The following is a 20,765-nucleotide window of genomic DNA, read 5'->3' as shown; positions in this document are numbered from 1 at the left end:
AGCGCCTGCCGCGGGCTCCTCGAAATTTAAGTAGCGATTTTTACAAAATCACTCCCTAAATTTCCGAGGTCATAAAACTGTTTCGTAAGCTCTATTTTAGAACTTACACAGTTTATGAGATACTCCCGCTAAAAAAGGCGAACTATTGAGTGCTTATCCACCAAGCCTCGGGCTTCACCAAAATAGTATCCTCTTTATCTACATGCACCATACCTGGTGGTAGGCCTTTTGGTTTCCTTACATATTTTTTGGGCGTGACAATTACCGGACTTAAACTGTCCGATTTTCTTTTGGAGTAAAAGGCGGCTGCTTGTGCTGCTTTTTCTACTACCTCCTGCGGAAATGGTTTACTGCTTTGTTGTTTGATTACTACATGAGAACCGGTAACATCTTTTGCGTGTAGCCATAAATCATTTTTCTTGGCATATTTTAATGTCAATTCATCATTTTCTCTTGCACCTTTTCCCACTAAAATAGTAAATCCAGCAAATTCAAACTTTTTGTAGGGCACCTTCAATTCAACTTGAGCTCGTTCCTTTTGCGGATTTTGCTTGATTAGTTTCTTAATGGCTTTTATGTCTTCAGCATCATTAACTTCAGCTAATTTGCTTTCTACTTCTTTTAATTCTAACTCCTTTTGTTTTATAGAAGCTTCCAACTGCTCAAGTTCAATTTTTTGGTTTTTTGATTTTCTGTAAAGGTTTTCCGCATTTTTTTGTGGGCTCAAATGAGATTTTAGAGGAATTACAATATTTTCATTGGTATAAAAATTGAAAAGCTCTACTTCTTTTGCATGTGGAGGAATATGATGCATGTTCGCCATTAATATATCAGCTAACTGATTATATCCTGGCTTTTCGAGCACTTCTTCCAATTTTTGATTGGATTTTTTAATATAATTGAGACTTTGGTTTCTTTGTTTTTCCAGTTGTTTGGTAAGCCGTTTTTTTTCTTTTCGTATGAAGTTTTCTTTGGAGTAGGTATAATAGAATTGTGTGATACCTTCCAGACAACTATCCTCTTCTTTAATGATTTCACCAATTTTCAGCAAAGAAAAATGAATTTCATTATTCCATAATATGGTGTAGAACTTCTCAGCGTTCTTGATATCCGATTCCAACAAAGAAATGATTTCCCATTGTTCTTCTAAATCTTTTTCTTGGAGTTTTATACTTTGGAAGTATTGCTTGATGAGTTTCCCGAAAGTAGGAAATAGCTTTTGGTAGTTCCCATCGTATTGAAAGAAAGCCTCTTTACTTTGATCAATAGGTCTGTCCAATTCATTTAAACTAAGTTCCAAATCTTGTGGAAAGCTGTTTCTAAATAGTTCAGTGGCTTTTTGAGATTCAAAACTAATTATATTCGATCTATTTCCATGCATTTTAAAAAGCAAAGCACAATCTTCCTCAAAATGAATGGAAAAACATCTTTCATTATCAAATTGCTGTACACTTTTCACTTTTTTACCTACAAAGTCAGTGAATAAATCAACGCTGTTGCTTTTTGTTCTAGCAAATTGATTGGGAAAGCTTAAACAAGAAAATTCTGGTAGTAAGGATGCTTTAATGTAAAAATCTTCCTTTGCTTGATTAAAACCTAATATCAATTCATCACGGCTCTGACTAAAACAAGCCAATAGTTTGCTTCCGCTTATTTTAGCTTCTAATTCCTTTGATAATTGTCGGAATACATAATAGTTATTATGCATTTTAAAGCGTTATTTGGAGTCCATCGTAAGCCAATTCCATACCTTCAGGCAATTCTTCTTCTATGTCTCTGTGCAATCCCATTCTATGGCCCATATGGATAAAATATGCCTGCGGGATTTCCAATTCTTTGACCATATCAATGGCCTGTTCCAGGTTGAAATGGGAAAGATGAGATTTCTTTTGCAATGCACTTAATACCACCACTTTACTTCCCCGTATTTTATATTTTTCTTCATCGGGTATGTGATTTACATCCGTGATATAAGTAAAATCATTAATTCTATAACCAAAAACAGGGAGCTTATAATGCAAGACGTTAATTGGTTGAATGTCAATTCCTTCAACTTGAAAAGGATGGTTGTCGATTTCGAATAATTGTACTTTTGGTATTCCTGGATACTTATTTTTGGCAAAAATATAGGCGAATTCTTTTTGGATTTGTTCAAGCACCTGTTTTCTACCATAAATCGGCATATCCATATTTTGCTTGAAATTATAAGATCGAACATCATCCAAGCCTGCCGTATGGTCTTTATGTTCATGGGTATAGATAACAGCATCTAGATGATTGATTCTCTCCCTTAACATTTGAGTTCTAAAATCAGGGCCTGTATCAAAAACTAAGCTTTTACCCCCTATTTCTACATGAATACTAGTTCTTAATCTTTTGTCCCTGTAATCAAGTGAGCGACATACTTCACAATCACATCCGATTACGGGAACTCCCTGCGATGTTCCTGTTCCTAGAAATGTTACCTTCAAAGTGCGAGTTCTGTTTGTTGCAGTTCTAAATAGAAATTTTTGTTTTTATCGCTAAGTGTTTTGGTATCTAATTCTATATTTTTTAAAATATCCACTAAGCAATTGATTTTTCCTTCAGTGTCAAAAAATTTATTGATAATGACAATTTTTTGATCTTTCAATACACAATAACCTGATTTAAAATTTCCTTTCTCATATCTAAGAATGTAATCTGATTCCGAGAAAACATCTTCTAATTTATTAAGGAATGATTTCGTGTATTTTATCTGCATATTTAATATTTAAAATTAATTACACAATTCTGATTATTGTATCAAATACTATATTATTGATACTTTGTTTATTGATTAAGTGATTAATTAGTTAATTTTTTCACTGTTTCAACCAATTGATCAAAATTGAGTGGTTTTTGTAAATATTCGTTGATGCCGGCTTCCTTAAAATCTTCTATACTGTAATTCTTGGCGTTACCGGTTATAGCTATGATAGGGATAGAGGATTTTGCTTTGTCATCCAATGCCCTTATAGCTCTTGTGCATTCCATTCCGTCCATTTTAGGCATATTGATGTCCATTAGAATGATATCATAAGTATCTGATTCCAATGCCTTCAATACCTGCTCTCCATTTTTAGCGGAGTGGATGCTGTAATTTTGCATCATGAGAATTTTTTTGGTAAGGTTTTGGATTACCGAGCTATCTTCTGCAATAAGTACTTTCTTAGTTTCTGCCATCTTATTTTAATATTGACTGATAATTATTGGTAAATTTATTAAAATTATCTAATAAATGATTTAAGTCCTTTATTAGCTTTTCGGTTTTTTCTTTTTTTAAATCGGATTCTATTTTTTTTGCCTGTTTTTCCAAGGAGCGAATACCAAGTGTTCCTGCATTTCCTTTAAGTGTATGCAAATTACTCAATATTTTATCGATGTCCGAAGTCTTCTCAGCATTTATACTCTCCAATATCAAACTTTTTGCTTCAATTTCAAACTCTTCAAAGAAGGATTTGATAGTTGGTTTATCAGCATATTTACTAAGTTGTTCAAGCGTTGTTTTATCAATTAATTCAAGGTCATTTCCATTTTTGTTTGTTTGGGGTTTTTCTTCTGGTATAAAATTTTTAGGCTTGAAATCAGGTAAATTTTGTTGTATGACCTCTAACAATATACTGGAAACGATAGGCTTTGCTAAATAGTCGTCCATGCCCATATCTAAAAATTTCTGCCGATCTTCCTTCATGGAATAAGCCGTCATGGCAACAATCGGAGGAATGGTTTTGGGTAATTTCTTAATTTCTTTGGTAGCAGTAACGCCATCCATAATGGGCATTTGAATATCCATTAAAATTAAATCATAATCATGGTTTTTTACTTTTTCTATGGCGGCAGGGCCACTGAATGCCAAATCTGTTTTAAAGCCCGATTTCATCAATATTTGGCTGGCAACTTGTCTGTTAATTGTATTGTCATCAACAATTAATATATAAGGCGCATTATCTCTTTCAAAATTCAGTTTAGGACTTTTTGCGACTTTTTGGCGATTATTTTCAAACACTTCAATTTCTGCTTTAGTTGGTTCTTCACCTACTAATGTAAACCAAAAAACACTGCCTTCATCCGGTTCGGAACTGACTCCAATTTGGCCGCCCATCAGACTGCTCAATTGTTTGGAGATAGCAAGCCCTAGTCCTGTACCACTAAATGCTTTTGTGCTAGAATTATCTACTTGGGTAAATAGTTTAAATAATTGCTGTTGGTCATTTTCAGATATGCCTATACCCGTATCCTCAACAGCAATTCTATATAAGTTATCTTTTATTTCCTTCGAAATATGCAATAATACTTTTCCGTTTTTCTCGGTGAATTTTAAAGCGTTTGAAGTCAGGTTTGAAACAATTTGAATAATTCTTGTTTCATCTAATTTTAAATATTTTGGAATTTCATTATCTATTTTAAAGCTTAAATCGATTGACTTTTGCTTGGCTTGCTGGCTAAATAGGTTTAATACTTTTTCGAATATTGATTTTACCTCAGTTATGTGAGGTTGTATTTTCATCTTACCTGCTTCAATTTTGCTTAAATCCAATATGTCATTCAAAATAGTCAACAAAGTTTCTGATGACTTTTTGATGGTATATACAAAATTCATTTGTTCAGGATTAAGCTTAGTCTGAGAAAGCAGATCGACCATGCCAATTACACCGTTCATAGGAGTTCTTATCTCATGGCTCATATTGGCAAGGAATTGCTCTTTCACTTTTAATGAGTTTTCTGCCACATTTTTAGCATGCAATAATTCCCTGTTGGCTTGCTTTAATTTAGTGATATCTCGGGCAACCCCCTCAATAGTCACTTCTCTGCTATCTTTGTCCCTTACAAGTCGGACGTTACAAATGCAATTTACAAGTCTTCCATCTCTAGTAATAAGGGTTGCTTCAAAGTTTTGAACTTTTCTTCTGGATACTAATTTCTTTAATAAATCTTTCGTTTTTTTAGTATATAGGTAATAATTGGTGATGTTGTTTCCTGTTACTTCATCCTGTTCATATCCGATGTTGTCTTTTACCGATGGACTTATTAATATGATTTCCCCATTAAACCGGCAATTGAAATAAATATCCTGAAAGGATTCAAATATATTTCTGAATTTCAATTCGCTTTTCTGAATATTTAGTGCGTTGATTTTCTTTTCAGTTATATCATGGGCTATGCCTGAAAGACCGGTTATTTCACCGCTTTCTGTATATATCGGATTGAGAAAGATTTCTTTCCAAATCGTATCTGTTCCTTGAGGATTTTGTAATTCAATTTCAAAATTTAAAGTCTCCCCGTTTATACAACGAGTAAATTTCTCTTTCCAGAAACCTAAAGATTCCATAGGTAATACAGAATTAATAAACCTACCCTTTAAATCAGTATTGATTTTAGGTTTGAAACTAAAATATTGTAAAAATTCATACTCAAAATTTTCATTAAATGAGGTGAGTCTAAAATCTTTATTGATTGACCATATAATATGATTACTACTATTAAAAATTGATTGAAGTCTAGCAGCTTGTGTGCTGATTTTTTCTTCAATAAATTTTCTTTCTACTGAAAGTAAAACCTGATTTGAGATGAAGTTAAGTAATTTTAAATCTCGGTTCTGAAATGCATTTTCATCTTTATAACTTTGAACCCCGATGACCCCGGGCGTGCCTTTTTCTGTTTGAAATGGAACCCCTAAAAATGCTTTTGGAATGGTGCCATATTGATTGATTTTACCTTCCAGAATCAAATCCATTATTTCTGATTCCTTTAATAGTACTGATTTTTTTTGATGGTAGATATATTCGCATAGTCCTTTTTTGTATTCAAAGGACATAGATTTGGGTGAATCTTCTATAAATTCATCATGTATATATGGGAAGAATAATTCTTGTCTTTCAAATCTAAATTGCGCAATGAAAAAGTTATCCGCATCCATGGCTTCTTTTAATTTTTCATGGATACCTTTGAAGAGTCCATCTAAATCATTGCTCTTTAAAGTAAGAGTTGTGATTTCATAAAATAGATTCTGAGCTTTTTGGGCATGAATTTGGTTTGTAATGTCCTGAAAATTTGCAATTATATTTCTGTTATTCACATTGCTTAATAAAATACCAGTCACATGTATTTTATCATTATTTCTAGAGCTTAATCGAACTTCTAATAATTCTTGGCTCTTATTCTGATTTACTTTTTCAGTAACATTTTGAAATTTATGCCAATCATCAGGGAAAATAATATCTCTTATGAATATATGTTTTAAATCCTGATTAGAGTAATCCAGACTCTTTCGCCAGTTTTTATTGGTTTTTATAATACGCCCATCTATTGTGAACTCCATACTTAAATCAATTCCCTCTTCCGGGAACATGCTGTTTTCCAGATGTCTGGAATTTTTCAATAAATATTTATTCTGGTAGAGTGCTAAGCGTAATTTCTCTACTTCTTTTATAAGTTGTTCTTTATCGTATTTTTGTAAATCCAAAATTCCTAAATTTATAGCTCAATTTACGCTTTTAAGATTAATTTAAATATCAAATTTGACTAAAAAATCAAAAACCATAGTGATATTGGCAGGTCCAACAGCCGTAGGTAAAACTTCATTGTCTATTCATTTTGCAAAACGTTTCAAGACTGAAATAATTTCAGCTGATTCTCGTCAATTTTATAGAGAAATGGAAATTGGAACGGCTAAACCCACTACAGAAGAAATGGATGGAGTTCCGCACCATTTTATTAATTCACTAAGTATTCATGATGATTATAATGTGGGAAAGTTTGAAAAAGATGCGCTCAATTTGCTCGATAACTTATTTAAAATTCATGATGTGGTTTTGGTGGTGGGAGGATCCGGGCTTTACGTAAAGGCACTTTGTGAAGGAATTGATGATATGCCGGAAATTCCTGCTGAAATAAGAGAAAAACTTAATTTAGAATATGAAAAAAATGGAATCGAGTATTTACAAAAGGAATTAGCCCAATCAGATCCTAAATATTTTGAGATTGTAGATCAACAAAATCCACAGCGCTTAATTCGGGCTTTGGAATTATTCCGTTCCACAGGTAAGAATATGAGTTTTTACCGTGCCCAAGAAAAACAGATTGAAAGACCATTTAATATTATAAAAATTGGATTGGAAAGACCAAGGGAAGAATTATATGAGCGAATCAATTTGAGAATGGATCAGATGATCCAAGAGGGTCTATTTGAAGAAGCGGAAAAGTTGTATCCGTTTAAGCATCTCAATGCATTGCAAACAGTTGGCTATACAGAAATTTTTGACTATTTGGCTAGTAAATATGATAAGGAAGAGGCCATCAGATTACTAAAGAGAAATAGCCGAAGATATGCCAAAAGACAAATGACCTGGTTTAAAAGGGATGAGGGATTTGTTTGGTTTTCAGCTGAAAATAAAGATGAGGTTGTTGATTATTTAGAAAGTAAGATTAGCTGAGTGGACAGATAGTAAAACTTACGAGTTTTCATGCTTTTCAGGTGCGGATATTTCACTCGGTAATTTAATTCCATTTATTTTCAACCTTATTTCTTTATTAAATTTCCAGCTTCATGCTTCCAACTTCCAATGCTTCAATGTCCGACCTTCAGTACTGACATTGCCTAAGGCACAAGGCCAAAATCTTCCTTAGGGGAATTTAGGAGGCTTCTTGTGGATGAGTTTTTCTAAAATGCCCCCAAGCAATCTTGATTTCTCCATAAGTAAATTCATCACCTAATCTGGCTTTCACGTCTCCACTACCTTTAACTTCATCCAAAGCCATTACCTGACATATTTGTTCTAATTTAATAGCATCCATTAATTGCGAAGCTTCAATTTCACCCGTCTCTATATATTTAGAAAGATGTCCTAAAATAGTGCCTGGCACCAATTCTCTTTTAGCAGCAATTTCATCTACATTTAAGCCTTCTTTGAATAGATTATAAGAGATTTCTGCAGTAGGTGTTTTATCTTTTTTAGCTTTCTTTTTCTTTCCCTTTGCATCTTTTTTAGCCTCTTCAAAAGTGGAAGATTGATGAAGGTCTTTTTTTGATAGAATGCGATTTTCAGAGGCCGCTGTAACCAACATGGCAGTTTTACTTATTTCCAAAAGTTTGGATTTCAGTTGCTCCGTTATGTTTTCGAGTTCCTTTAGATATGCTTTTACTTTGTTTTGTTTGGAAGTTTCGATCAAATGCGCCTTAAAGGCATCATATAAATCTTTAACCTTAGGTTTAAAGTAGTCTTCAGCGCTATCTACTCTTTCCGCTAGCTCTTTTAGATATTCTTCTTTTGCTTCATAATGAGCCAAAGAACTTTGAAATTTCAGTCCGATTTTATTGATTTCCTCAAACTGCTCTTTTTTTGCTCTAGTCCAATCGGCATATTGTTGTTTGAGAGAGCGGTTTTCACTTTTATTGAAACTTCCCAAATGGAAATTTAAATCTTTCATCAAATCTTGAAAATCAAAAGTGTTTCGTACGGTATTGAAGATAAAAGATTTTCTATCTGAAGCTAATTTTTGATTGAGCGTTTCATTGTCTTTTTTATTATGCTCAAACTGCTTTAGACTTGTGTCCAATTCAAATGGAATATTGCTAATGGGTTTTGATAATATTAAACCATCCAATCCCGTAAGTCTCGAAAGTGCCACATACATTTGCCCTGGAGCAAAGCTATCTGACAGATCCAAAATGGCTTTTTCAAAAGTTAAGCCTTGAGATTTGTGAACGGTTATTGCCCAAGCCAGCTTTAAAGGGAATTGCTTGAAAGTTCCCAGCCATTTTTCTTGCAATTCATTTGTGGATTTATCTAAACTGTATCGCTGGTTCATCCATTCATATCGCTCGACAGTTACCTCATCCTTAGGATTTTTCAGTTTAACTTTGATGGTGTCTTCATTCATTTCGGATATTTCCCCTATTTTCCCGTTGAAATAGCGTGCTTCACCGCTGCTGTCATTTTTAATGAACATCACCTGAGCACCAATTTTAAAGTTCAGTTTTTCAGGCAGAGGGAACATATTTTCAGGAAAATCACCTTCAATTTCTGCTTTGTAGGTTTTTTCTTCTGTATTGAGTGACTTTAATGCTTTTTCATTAATTAAATCGGCTTTTCGATTATGGGTTGTAATATTGATATAGCCCTCTTTTTGAGATTCTTCAATATCTTCCTCATAATGTTCGTTCAGTTTTTCAATATCTTTTTCTGAAAGATGATTGTCCCTTAATCTATTCAGAATAGCCATAAACTCAGGGTCTGATTGACGGAAGATTTTATCCAATTCAATATAAATCATCTCAGTTTTTTGTAAAGCCAAAGCTTCAAAGAAATAACCAGTTTTATAATATCGGTTTAAATACTGCCACTCATGCTGACGAATAACCGGAGGTAACTGGTTTAAATCACCAATAAACATGATTTGTAAGCCCCCAAATGGCTCTGGATTTTTTCTGACCATTCTTAAAATTAGGTCCATGCAATCTAGAATATCAGCACGTAACATACTGACCTCATCAATGATCAATAACTCAAGATTTCGGATAATCTGGCGCTTATTGCCATACATTTTAAACTGTTGTAAAAATGTTTTAGGGGTATTGATTTGCTCGCTGGTTCTGGAGAAATCAACTGTATTGTCCTCGGGAATAAAAGTTCCAAATGGTAGCTGGAGTAAGGAGTGCAAAGTAACACCTTTGGCATTGATAGCGGCAATTCCAGTGGGCGCAGCAACCGCTACATTCTTATATGTATTATTGATGATATAGCGAAGAAGAGTAGTTTTTCCACTTCCTGCTTTCCCTGTAAGAAAAATTAATCGGTTGGTGGTGTTCACATATCGTACGGCAATTTTGGCGACTTCGGTCAGTTTGTGCTGTGACATAATCTTGTGTTCAAAAGGTTTTAGTTTAATTGTAAAAGTAGGTAAAATGTGTTTTTTAGAAAAATAGGAGGGATGGAAATTTTAGGAGAGCATAGTTTTTGTAAGGAATTTTCCGATCCTTTTAATCCGAGTGGATATATAAGGTCGCCCCTATGGGGCTTAGATACGCTGGTAAGGACTAAGTTACCATAAGCTCGTCCCTTTGGGACTTAAAAGAGTAGCTGCTACAAAGTCGTTTTTAGCGAGCAAAAGCCTTTTGTAATTATCACCGAAGTGAATTTACTGCAAACTATAGCCCCATCGGGGCTAAATTTCGGTAACTAAACAACAAAAACAGAACCCCTAAGCCCCGTAGGGACGACCTTATCTCAATCCAAGCACAAAACAAAAAACTACAATCTGACCCAAACCACCACAAAACTACAACCAAAACTGTACATCATAAAATATAATTTTTACTATATCCCTTCCTAACGAATGTTCGGCATTGGCTTTATTCTTTAGCTTTATTGTTGTAATTTCGTAATTGGAATTAAACGACTAAAAAATATGTCTGCACATCAAACTGTAGCTCCTTATAAGCCTAAAAATAACGTTCGAATAGTAACCGCAGCCTCCCTTTTTGATGGGCATGATGCGGCTATTAATGTAATGCGAAGAATCATTCAATCCACTGGATGTGAAGTGATTCATTTAGGCCACGACCGTGCCGTTGAAGAAGTGGTGAATACTGCCATTCAAGAAGATGCACAAGCCATTGCCATGACTTCCTATCAGGGCGGTCATACTGAATACTTCAAATACATGCATGATTTGCTGAAAGAAAAAGGCGCAGGTCATATCAAAATATTTGGCGGTGGGGGAGGAGTAATTCTTCCTGAAGAAATCAAAGAATTGCATGATTACGGCATTTCTAGAATTTATTCACCAGATGACGGCAGAGAAATGGGCTTGCAAGGCATGATCAATGATTTAGTTCAGCAAAGTGATTATCCAACCGGTCAGAATCTGAACGGAGAAGTAGGGCGTATTGACAAGAAAGACGTAAAGGCTATTGCTAGATTAATTTCCGCAGCAGAAAACTTTCCGGATGAAAGCAATGCCGAATTGGAAAAAATCAGGGAAAAAGCGAAAGATTTGGCAGTTCCGGTTTTAGGAATTACCGGTACTGGTGGAGCAGGAAAATCTTCTTTAGTGGATGAATTAGTTCGCAGATTTTTGCTCGACTTCAAAGATAAAAACATTGGTATCATCTCAGTCGATCCATCTAAAAGAAAAACGGGTGGAGCACTTTTAGGAGATAGAATCCGAATGAATGCGATAAATCACGAACGTGTTTATATGCGCTCATTGGCTACTCGTCAAAGTAATTTATCCATTTCCAAATATGTTAAAGATGCTGTCTCGATTTTAAAAGCAGCAAAATTTGATCTCATCATATTAGAAACCTCTGGTATTGGGCAGTCTGATACACAGATATTAGATTATTCTGATGCTTCACTTTATGTGATGACGCCAGAATATGGTGCGGCAACTCAGTTGGAGAAAATCGATATGTTGGATTTTGCCGACATCATTGCCCTTAATAAATTCGATAAGCGTGGTGCATTGGATGCTTTGCGTGATGTGAAAAAACAATATCAGCGAAACCATGGATTATGGGAAGCTAAAGTGGACGATATGCCAGTGTATGGTACGATTGCTTCTCAGTTTAATGATCCAGGAACTAACGCATTATATAAAACTTTGATGGATAAAGTAGTAGAAAAATCAGGTGCTGATTTGAAATCTACTTTTGAAATTACCGATGAAATGTCGGAGAAAGTCTTTATTATCCCACCAAACAGAACCCGTTATTTATCAGAAATCTCTGAAAACAACAGAGGCTATGATGAATGGGTAGAGCAACAAGCGGAAGTGGCCGATAAGCTTTATGGCTACAGAAAATCAATTGAAACGCTACAGGCTTCGGATTTAGATGATAAAGATCGCTTAATCAAAGGATTGGAAGAAGCCTATGCTAAAGAAGAGCTGAATTTTGATCCTAAGAATAAATTATTGATTGAAGAGTGGGGCGATAAAGTCCAAAAATATAAAGATCCTATTTATTCATTTAAGGTTAGGGATAAAGAAATTAAGATTAAGACACATACAGAGTCATTATCCCATAGTCAGATTCCAAAAGTTTCTTTACCGAAATATAAAAGTTGGGGAGATTTATTAAGATGGAATTTGCAAGAGAATGTTCCGGGTGAATTTCCTTATACAGCCGGAATTTATCCTTTCAAGAGAGAAGGAGAGGATCCAACCCGTATGTTTGCCGGAGAAGGAGGACCAGAAAGAACGAATAAGCGTTTCCATTATGTGAGTATGGATATGCCAGCTAAGCGTTTGTCCACTGCATTTGATTCAGTAACGCTTTACGGAAATGATCCGGATTACAGACCTGATATTTATGGTAAAATTGGTAATTCAGGAGTAAGTATCTGCTGTTTGGATGATGCTAAGAAGTTATATTCTGGTTTCGATTTGGCAGATGCCATGACTTCGGTTTCCATGACGATTAATGGTCCAGCACCTATGCTTTTAGGCTTTTTCATGAATGCGGCCATTGATCAGCAGTGTGAAAAATATATCAAAGATAACGGACTGGAAAAGGAAGTAGAAAAGAAAATAGATAAGATTTTCAAAGAAAAAGGGGCTGACAGACCTCAATATAGAGGTGATTTACCAGAAGGACATGATGGCCTAGGTTTGATGCTTTTAGGTGTTACGGGTGATCAAGTTTTGCCAAAGGAAACCTATGAAAAGATAAAAGCAGACACCATGTCGGTTGTCCGTGGTACGGTTCAAGCTGATATCTTAAAAGAAGATCAAGCGCAGAATACTTGTATTTTCTCTACTGAATTTGCTTTGCGATTGATGGGAGATGTACAGCAGTATTTCATTGAGCAGAATGTCCGTAATTTTTATTCCGTATCCATTTCAGGATATCACATAGCAGAAGCAGGAGCTAACCCGATTACGCAATTGGCATTTACTTTAGCCAATGGTTTCACTTATGTGGAATATTATTTGAGCAGAGGAATGGATATCAATAAGTTCGGGCCGAACTTATCCTTCTTTTTCTCTAATGGAGTTGATCCGGAATATGCGGTAATTGGAAGAGTGGCAAGAAGAATTTGGTCAAAAGCATTGAAGCAGAAGTATGGAGCCAATCCTAGAGCTCAAATGTTGAAATATCACATCCAAACTTCAGGGCGTTCATTGCACGCTCAGGAAATTGATTTTAATGATATCAGAACTACATTGCAGGCTTTGTATGCGATTTACGATAACTGCAACTCATTGCATACCAATGCTTATGATGAGGCTATAACGACTCCAACTGAGAATTCTGTGCGTAGAGCCATGGCCATTCAGTTGATTATCAACAAAGAATTGGGCTTGACAAAAAATGAAAACCCAATCCAGGGTTCTTTCATTATTGAAGAATTAACTGATTTAGTGGAAGAAGCAGTATTAACTGAATTTGATAGAATTACCGAACGTGGTGGTGTTTTAGGTGCCATGGAAACCATGTATCAGCGTGGAAAAATACAGGAAGAAAGCTTGTATTATGAAACTTTAAAACATACTGGTGATTATCCAATTATTGGGGTAAATACCTTCTTGAATTCAAAAGGTTCACCAACCGTAACACCAGGTGAAGTTATCAGAGCGACTAAGGAAGAGAAAGAATATCAAATTGAAACTTTGGAGCTATTAAATGCACGATTTGAAAAAGAGGCAAAAGAAAGTTTAGATAAATTACAGAAAGCTGCCATCAAAAATCAAAACCTTTTTGCTGAATTGATGGAAGCTACTAAGTTCTGTTCTTTGGGTCAGATTACAAATGCGATGTTTGAGGTCGGAGGCCAATACCGTAGAAATATGTAATATAATTGGCCGAAGATCCGCTAACCAGCGGATAGGGGGGCAATACATAAGAAATATGTAATGAAGAAGCCAGATTTAAGATAATAGAAAGCACGGTGGAAACCGTGCTTTTTTATTCTAACTAATGACGATATGAGAAACATTAGTAATTTTAATTTTGCAAGCTTGAATTTAATAGGATAGGGTTCATTTTAAAATGCAAAATTACATCGAAGCGTCATTCCCTTGAAGAAGGGAATCTTGTTTTATTGAAACTCCGTTTCAATAAACTTTTTTTAACCAGAGAATCAATTAAATAGCAAGTTTTCAATATTGTCATAGATGATATTTTAATCAGAGATTAAAATCAATAGATCCCCACCTTCGTGAGGATGACGTTCTAATTACTCTTAGTGCCATATTGATAGTAAAGGAAGCCTTTATTTAATTTGTAATACTTTACTAGCGCTCGCGTCTCGCGAGTGCTGAATACTCCATGCATTTGGCATGTCTTAATCAGAATTAAAGACTTAGCAGTTCTCAATCTAAAAGTTTTATATCTTCAATCTCCCCACAATTAACCCTATCTTTGTCTCTAATTCATTAAAAATTAAAAATGCCCACTCCACAAAAGTCTAGCCTGCATCCCAATAATCCTTTTAATAAACGCTATGATCTGGAAAGTTTAGCCAATACGCTTCCGGAATTAGAAGCTCATATTTTTACCAATCAATATGATAGTCAAACCATTGATTTTGCTGATCCAAAAGCAGTTAAAGCTCTTAACAAAGCTCTTTTATTGCAGCATTATGATTTAAAATATTGGGATATACCGGATGGCTATTTATGCCCACCTATTCCGGGAAGAGCAGATTATTTATTTCATATAGATGAATTTCTGACCAAAAAGCGAAAAGGAGTGGAGGTAAAAGGCGACTTGATAAGATGTCTTGATATTGGAACTGGAGCCAGTTGTATTTATCCGATTTTGGGTTCACAGCAATTCGGATGGAATTTTGTGGGTTCAGAAATAGATCCAAAGGCTTTTGCCTCTGCTGAGAAGATTATTGCTGAAAATCCTTCTTTAACAGAAAAGATAGAACTTAGAAAGCAGTATAAAGCAAAAGATATCTTTAAAGGTATAGTGATGAAACATGAATATTTTGATGTCAGTATTTGTAATCCACCTTTTCATGCCTCAGCTGAAGAAGCCGAAAAAGGAACTACTAGAAAACTAAAAAACCTTAAAAAATTTAGAAAAGGGGAGAAGCCAAACTTAAATTTTGGAGGCAAGAGTAATGAATTATGGACTGAAGGAGGGGAGTTAAAATTCATCACCAAAATGTCAGTCCAAAGTAAATATTTTTCTCATTCTGTTCGTTGGTTTACTTCTTTGGTTTCCAAATCCTCAAACCTAAAACGCATTTATGAAGCCATCAAACAAGCGGGAGCAAAAGAGATTGAAACCATAGAGATGAGTCATGGAAATAAAACCAGTAGGATTGTGGCTTGGACATTATTGCATCCTATGAAATAATCATCAGTTCCTCATCAATTAGAGCGAACTCCTTTTCATTTCTTTAACAGGATTTTTAAGATTTTTATCTGATTTGCTTTCCTTATTTTAATGATGTACAAGTCATTATTTAAGCCAGTGATGTCCAATTCAGTGAGATTGTCTGTGTTATAAGATTTGATTTGCAACTTTCCTTGCAGATCATAGATTCTGATTTCATCCCAGCTCTCAGTGAATTTTAATTTACCTCTGCTAGGGTTTGGGTAAGCTTGAATATTCCATTTTTCATCGATTTGTTTTTTATTAGATACCGTTATTCTAGATTTATTAAATACCGGCCTGATCATGACGCTTCCCTCCAAAACAGTATTGGGCTCCCAGGTCCCACTGGTATTATAGAATAACTTCTCAGCACTATTGGTATTTTTATCAAAACCGATGGAAACAGGATCGTCATTTTCTTCTCTATACCCAATATAAAAATCTCCACTTAATAAAACGGGCCTATCAAATTCAAAGCGCTGAAATCCGTTGATTTCTGAGCTCTCATTCAATAGGACATTTTGAGCCCTTAAAATATCATCTGTATTTGAACTAAGATTATTCCAAACCAAAAGTGTAATGTTTTGTGTGGAGGAATTTTGGGCAATATTAGGCGCATAAATTTCAATTCCTGTCAATAATTGCTCTCCAATCATTTCATAGCCTTGCGCTAGTAGATAATTCCTAGAATTTAATTGAATTCTTGATTCGGCAGTTCCGTCATCATAAGCATAAAAATCATGAAGCGGGATAATAGTTGAGATGGTATCATTTTGCCTAAAACTAAGGTCTGGGTAATATTGCGCAACGCCATCTATGGTTTCAAAAAAGAGACTATCATTTGTCCCGAGATTAAATTGAAAATTTAAATAAACGGAATCTTCAATTGCTTTTTCTGATATTAAATGATTGATAAAGTCTGGTTTGTTTCTTACCTGAAAAGTAAATCTTGCAGTATCTTGTAAATCAGTTAAAAATATTCCATCTACATCTAAGGAATCAATTATTGAGTTAGGCTTTAAAGTATCCGTTACTACGCTAAAAAATTCTGTCCCAAAAGAAAAATTATTTGCATTTCCTGCCCATAAATTATTGTAAATAAAATCTGAAGTCTGTAGGTTTTCCTGCAGCCATCCATTCTCTAAATGATGAAGAGGAATAGCGTAATAATCTTTAAAAGGAGTGCGGGCTTTTCTTGAGAATGTTCGATCTTCATAAGAGTCGTAGGCATTGTCCTGAGTGTTAACCGGTGTGTTTCCTTCATTAAGATAAATATAATCTATATTCCAAACATCGAAATCACCGGCCAAATTGCCCGAGACTTCAAACTTGAATTGAAATCCGGCATGAAAAAAACTACTGTCAATTACTCTTTCGAAATGTTGAGAGAATAAAGAGGGTTCAATACTTGCAGACCCACTAAAGCCCTGGACTTGAACCCAATTTCCTGCTGCATTCTTGAAGCTTAATTTAAGTGAGTCCTGATTGTCCGGAGCAAATCCCCCAAAACCTTCTTGCCAAAAAAAGCTCAAATTTACATTTGAATTTACATTGAAATTTGAGAGGTCTATTGGTTGAGAGACTAGACTGTCACCAATTCCATTATTTCCGGCATCAGTATCATAGGGCATTCCATTACCATCAAATCCATCCAAACTGGCTACATTTACCGAGGGGGGTAGGTAAGTATATCCATTATTTACGAATATATTTTGACCGTGCAACCATTTGCTGCTATCTGGAGAACTATGATTGTATGAAAAATCATCCCAAAAAGGTAGTGATAAAGTATCAGATTTAATTACTGTTCTCGAAAATGCTGACGAACTATTTTTTTGAAGATGGGGAATAGCTTTTTCACTTATTTGAGCTTTTAAACTCAAAAAAGGCATAAAAATAATAAAAATGATATAGAGATTTAGAGGCCAGTTGAGTTTCATATCTCATCAGGAGTCAGTATTTCATCTTTATTTTTTGGTGCTACTACCCAGATATCTACCTTATTGCCAGTTCTTACGGAAGTTCCCGATTCAGGATATTGCTGCAATACAATGCCTGCAGCTTTTTCATCATCTTCCATAGTCCTTACTTTTCCAATCTGTAATCCACTACCAATAATAATAAATTCTGCATCCTCTTTATTGTTACCAACTAAATCTGGCATGGAGAATGGCCTTCCCAGACCGTTGCCAATTACCAAATCAATGGTTGAGCCCTTCGGAATGTCTTCACCTGCCTCAATTTCTTTCCCATCTACCTTTTGCTTCAAAACTGCATTTTGAAACTCATGGGGCTCATAACTGATTTTACCCAATAAAAGGCCATAGCTTTCCAACACCATTTGAGCATTTTTTAATGAGCCGTCCACTAATTTCGGCATTTTTACATTGGGAGGGCTGGTAGCATTTAGCGATACATAAATTTTTCTGTTTTCTTTTACTTTTTTCCCCTCTTTAGGATTTTGGCTTAATACCGTTAAAGGTGGGTATTCTGCCGAAAAGCCTGAGTCTGCCGTAACTTCATACCTTAGATCCCTTTCCAATAAAAATTCATCTAACTCATCCAAATGAACGCCTTCCAATTGAGGGACGGTTATGCTTTCTCCATGGTGAGTGGTTACCGGTAAATAGATATAAAAAAAAGTTAGAATGATAATAATACCCAAGCCGATAATGATTCCTAGGTGTATAAATAAATCTTTTAAAGAATTAGCTTTTAGCTTCATTTTGCTATGGTTTGTTTTTTCATTTTTTCAGTTCCGAAAGAAAGTATTTTGTCAATAAAATCATATGGCTTATAACCATTGATAGCGGTTTGATGAAAAATACAAGTTGCCGGAGTCATACCAGGCAATGAGTTAACTTCAATAATAATAGTTTCTGCACTTAAATCCTCATAAACTCTGACAAAAGCATCAATCCTTGCATATCCTGTTATGTTCAATACTTCTGCTGTTTTTTTCAATGTTGCTTTAACTTGCTCGGCTACTATTTTATAATTTTCTGTTTCCGGTGTATATCTGGCGGGTGTTATGTTTTGACCTTCACCTGCTAAGAATTTTTCTTCCAAACTTAAAACTTCACCTCCTGCTAACGCTTCAGACGGCTCAAATATTTCATATTCGATGCTGCCATCTTGTTGGAAATGCGTTAAAAGTCCACCTGTAATTTCCAAAAAATGTTTTGCACCCTTCTTTTCTATTAATTCTTCAAGCAAAAAGAAGTTCTTTTGTGGAAACTCTTCGTTCTTTTTGAGTTTTAAAATATTGGCTAGGTTTTCAACAAATTCAGCTTGTGGTCTGAACATCATACCCGCAAATGCCTCTAATTCAGTACTGTTTTTTATTTTTTTTACGGCTGAGCTACAGCCGTCATCCGCAGGCTTAGCTATCAATGGATAACTCAACTGTTTTTCAATAGCTTCTATTTCTGCCTTTTTATTGCTTTGCCATTTATCCTCATAGACCAATCGATGATCTGCCACGGAAATACCTGCATTTCTTAAAATTTCATTGGTATCATATTTATTGATAGTAATTTTGGAGCTTTCTACATCCGATCCGTTATATGGGATGTTTAATTTCTCCAATTCTGTTTGTACGGCACCATCTTCTCCAGGTCTTCCATGTAAGGCTATAAAAGCCACATCGATAAGTTCTGGCAATTCTTGATATGAGATTTTTTGTAATTCCGTTACACTTGATGCAACATACTTTTCCGTGATCTCATTACTTTCAAACTTGATTTGGGCAATAATGGGGTGAATATGATAATCTTTGATTTTATCTTTTATATCATCTGCATTGTCTTTCAACATAATGTTGATTGGTAATACATAGAGTTCGTGCTTTTCTTCATTTCCACTTAGGAATATAGGAATAGGTAAATATTTTTCTGAGGAAGAAAGCTTTTCATAAATATTTCGACCACTTTCTACCGATATATGTCTTTCAGTAGAAAAGCCACCCATGATAACCCCTACATTGATTTTCTTTTGTGCTTCATTTTTTAATCCCTCCAAAGCAAGATCAAGATTTTTGATCATTTTTTGAAGTTCGAAATGATGCTTTCCTGTTTTCAATCTTGCTTTTAGAGAAGTTCTGATGATATAACTCAAAAATTGAGAAGGATTAAGCCCGATTTCGGCCGCCTGATGAAAGAAAAATGAGGAGGGCAACATGCCTGAGGTGGTATTAGGATCATTCAAAAACACTTTTCCTTCATCGGTAATAAAACCATCTATTCTGGCATATACATCTATTTGTAGTGCCTTGAAGAGCTCGGAACATTTTGTTCTGATTTTTTCAATAATATCTTGTGCAGCATTGATAGGGGTGATTTTTCTACTGATTCCTGGTAAATATTTAGATCGGTAATCGAAAACATCTTTTCCTTTCCTGATTTCCGTAGGGGGTAATGCAATAGGATTACCATTTTCATCTTGAATAACAATACATGAAAATTCCTTTCCTTCAATAAAAGATTCTATCAACAATGCATTTTCCGAATCAATAGCTTTAAGGTTTATCTGGTCATTTTTTGCTGATAAGCTTGTGTTCAGATATTGAAGTAATTCATCTGGAGTGTGAAGTACTTTGTCTTCAACAATTACCGGAAGGCCAATTCCTTCCCTGATATCCACTAATTTGGCTATAAAACTTATTTTTTCTTCATGACTGTATTGATTCCAAACTGATTTATGGATTTCTAATTCAAAGAAGCTTTTTTGGACTAATTTTTCAAAGGTGTATAAATCATCTTCACTGTGAATACTGACTCCTATTGAGGATCCCTGGTGAGGAGCTTTAATTACTAATGGCAGCCCGATATCATTTTTTAGCTTTTGATAAATGTTTTCATGTGGTTGAGTGTCCCAATCTGCTTTATTTAAAATTAGACTTTTAGGGCCATCGAATCCAGCTTGCTGAAGAAATTGTCTTTGTGCAATTTTGCTTATCCCAATGGATGAAGGTAAGATTCCGGCACCACTAAAAGGGATTCCATACCATTCTAAAATTCCTTGAATATTACCATCTTCACCATAAGGACCATGAAGCGAAAGAAAGGCAAAGTCTATATACTTGTAGAAATCAGATGGATTTATTTTTTTTCCCACCTCAGAAATTAATTGGTCCCATTCTTCATCTGATAAATTTTTTAATGATTCGGCATATATCTGAACTGGGAGTTCGGATTTTGGCAAGAATTTTACCGGTGGATAAAAATCACGGATAGTACCTTTATATATAAATTGCCAATCCAATAAAATGAAATGGCCTTTACTATCTATAAAAATGGGAATAGCTTCAAATATAGATTTGTTAAGATTATCATAGACTGTCCTACCACCTGCAAAAGAGATTTCTCTTTCTCTTGATTGACCTCCAAAAAATATTCCAATTCTCATTTAA

General features: G+C 34.9%; 12 protein-coding genes. 3 read left to right on the top strand and 9 right to left on the bottom strand.

What is annotated here, in order from left to right; genetic code table 11:
• Window positions 1-142: 142 nt before the first annotated feature.
• From ACFE0M_RS10955 to ACFE0M_RS10935, 5 genes are all read right to left on the bottom strand, one after another.
• Window positions 143-1,708 (bottom strand): NFACT RNA binding domain-containing protein, encoded by a 1,566-nt coding sequence (locus tag ACFE0M_RS10955; protein ID WP_434545803.1) that lies wholly within the window; start codon window positions 1,706-1,708, stop codon window positions 143-145.
• A gap of 1 nt (window position 1,709) precedes the next feature.
• Window positions 1,710-2,471, bottom strand: coding sequence for an MBL fold metallo-hydrolase (locus ACFE0M_RS10950; RefSeq protein WP_434545802.1), 762 nt, complete (start codon window positions 2,469-2,471; stop codon window positions 1,710-1,712).
• Complete coding sequence (locus ACFE0M_RS10945) at window positions 2,468-2,743, bottom strand: hypothetical protein (RefSeq protein ID WP_434545801.1); 276 nt, start codon at window positions 2,741-2,743, stop codon at window positions 2,468-2,470. The genes ACFE0M_RS10950 and ACFE0M_RS10945 overlap by 4 nt, the downstream gene beginning before the upstream one ends.
• 83 nt (window positions 2,744-2,826) lie before the next feature.
• Window positions 2,827-3,204 (bottom strand): response regulator, encoded by a 378-nt coding sequence (locus ACFE0M_RS10940; RefSeq protein ID WP_434545800.1) that lies wholly within the window; start codon window positions 3,202-3,204, stop codon window positions 2,827-2,829.
• 1 nt (window position 3,205) lies between these two features.
• Complete coding sequence (locus tag ACFE0M_RS10935; protein WP_434545799.1) at window positions 3,206-6,484, bottom strand: PAS domain S-box protein; 3,279 nt, start codon at window positions 6,482-6,484, stop codon at window positions 3,206-3,208.
• Window positions 6,485-6,539: 55 nt separating this feature from the next.
• On the opposite strand from ACFE0M_RS10935, the gene miaA reads away from it, so the two are divergent.
• A complete protein-coding gene (gene miaA, locus ACFE0M_RS10930) occupies window positions 6,540-7,454 on the top strand; it encodes a tRNA (adenosine(37)-N6)-dimethylallyltransferase MiaA (RefSeq protein WP_434545798.1) in 915 nt (304 codons plus the stop codon).
• Window positions 7,455-7,653: 199 nt separating this feature from the next.
• On the opposite strand, the gene ACFE0M_RS10925 is transcribed toward miaA, so the two are convergent.
• A complete protein-coding gene (locus tag ACFE0M_RS10925; RefSeq protein ID WP_434545797.1) occupies window positions 7,654-9,879 on the bottom strand; it encodes a helix-turn-helix domain-containing protein in 2,226 nt (741 codons plus the stop codon).
• 549 nt (window positions 9,880-10,428) lie between these two features.
• Here ACFE0M_RS10925 and ACFE0M_RS10920 point away from each other — a divergent pair.
• Together ACFE0M_RS10920 and rlmF are read left to right on the top strand one after the other, a co-directional pair.
• The gene (locus tag ACFE0M_RS10920; protein ID WP_434545796.1) at window positions 10,429-13,818 is read left to right on the top strand and encodes a methylmalonyl-CoA mutase family protein; all 3,390 of its coding nucleotides are present in this window, start codon (window positions 10,429-10,431) and stop codon (window positions 13,816-13,818) included.
• A 595-nt stretch (window positions 13,819-14,413) separates the two neighbouring features.
• A complete protein-coding gene (gene rlmF / locus ACFE0M_RS10915) occupies window positions 14,414-15,334 on the top strand; it encodes a 23S rRNA (adenine(1618)-N(6))-methyltransferase RlmF (RefSeq protein WP_434545795.1) in 921 nt (306 codons plus the stop codon).
• 35 nt (window positions 15,335-15,369) lie between these two features.
• Here the strand turns inward: rlmF and ACFE0M_RS10910 are convergent, their stop codons facing one another.
• From ACFE0M_RS10910 to ACFE0M_RS10900, 3 genes are read right to left on the bottom strand one after another with little or no spacing between them, the layout of a single operon-like run.
• The gene (locus ACFE0M_RS10910) at window positions 15,370-17,295 is read right to left on the bottom strand and encodes a T9SS type A sorting domain-containing protein (protein WP_434545794.1); all 1,926 of its coding nucleotides are present in this window, start codon (window positions 17,293-17,295) and stop codon (window positions 15,370-15,372) included.
• The gene (locus tag ACFE0M_RS10905) at window positions 17,292-18,080 is read right to left on the bottom strand and encodes a PASTA domain-containing protein (protein WP_434545793.1); all 789 of its coding nucleotides are present in this window, start codon (window positions 18,078-18,080) and stop codon (window positions 17,292-17,294) included. The genes ACFE0M_RS10910 and ACFE0M_RS10905 overlap by 4 nt, the downstream gene beginning before the upstream one ends.
• Entirely contained in the window at window positions 18,077-20,761 is a 2,685-nt protein-coding gene (locus tag ACFE0M_RS10900; RefSeq protein ID WP_434545792.1) for a D-alanine--D-alanine ligase family protein, read from the bottom strand. Before ACFE0M_RS10900 ends, ACFE0M_RS10905 begins: the two co-directional genes overlap by 4 nt.
• Window positions 20,762-20,765: the final 4 nt, after the last annotated feature.

The organism is Marivirga sp. (assembly GCF_051117495.1).
GTDB lineage: Bacteria > Bacteroidota > Bacteroidia > Cytophagales > Cyclobacteriaceae > Marivirga.
Note: the sequence above shows the minus strand (reverse complement) of the source record. Positions and strands in the feature narration are given on the sequence as shown.

What these genes read in the sequence shown, in the direction of transcription:
- ACFE0M_RS10920 (WP_434545796.1), top strand. Translation starts at nt 10,429, where the DNA reads ATGTCTGCACATCAAACTGTAGCTCCTTATAAGCCTAAAAATAACGTT.
- ACFE0M_RS10945 (WP_434545801.1), bottom strand. Translation starts at nt 2,743, where the DNA reads ATGCAGATAAAATACACGAAATCATTCCTTAATAAATTAGAAGATGTT.
- ACFE0M_RS10905 (WP_434545793.1), bottom strand. Translation starts at nt 18,080, where the DNA reads ATGAAGCTAAAAGCTAATTCTTTAAAAGATTTATTTATACACCTAGGA.
- ACFE0M_RS10955 (WP_434545803.1), bottom strand. Translation starts at nt 1,708, where the DNA reads ATGCATAATAACTATTATGTATTCCGACAATTATCAAAGGAATTAGAA.
- ACFE0M_RS10940 (WP_434545800.1), bottom strand. Translation starts at nt 3,204, where the DNA reads ATGGCAGAAACTAAGAAAGTACTTATTGCAGAAGATAGCTCGGTAATC.
- ACFE0M_RS10925 (WP_434545797.1), bottom strand. Translation starts at nt 9,879, where the DNA reads ATGTCACAGCACAAACTGACCGAAGTCGCCAAAATTGCCGTACGATAT.
- ACFE0M_RS10900 (WP_434545792.1), bottom strand. Translation starts at nt 20,761, where the DNA reads ATGAGAATTGGAATATTTTTTGGAGGTCAATCAAGAGAAAGAGAAATC.
- rlmF (WP_434545795.1), top strand. Translation starts at nt 14,414, where the DNA reads ATGCCCACTCCACAAAAGTCTAGCCTGCATCCCAATAATCCTTTTAAT.
- ACFE0M_RS10910 (WP_434545794.1), bottom strand. Translation starts at nt 17,295, where the DNA reads ATGAAACTCAACTGGCCTCTAAATCTCTATATCATTTTTATTATTTTT.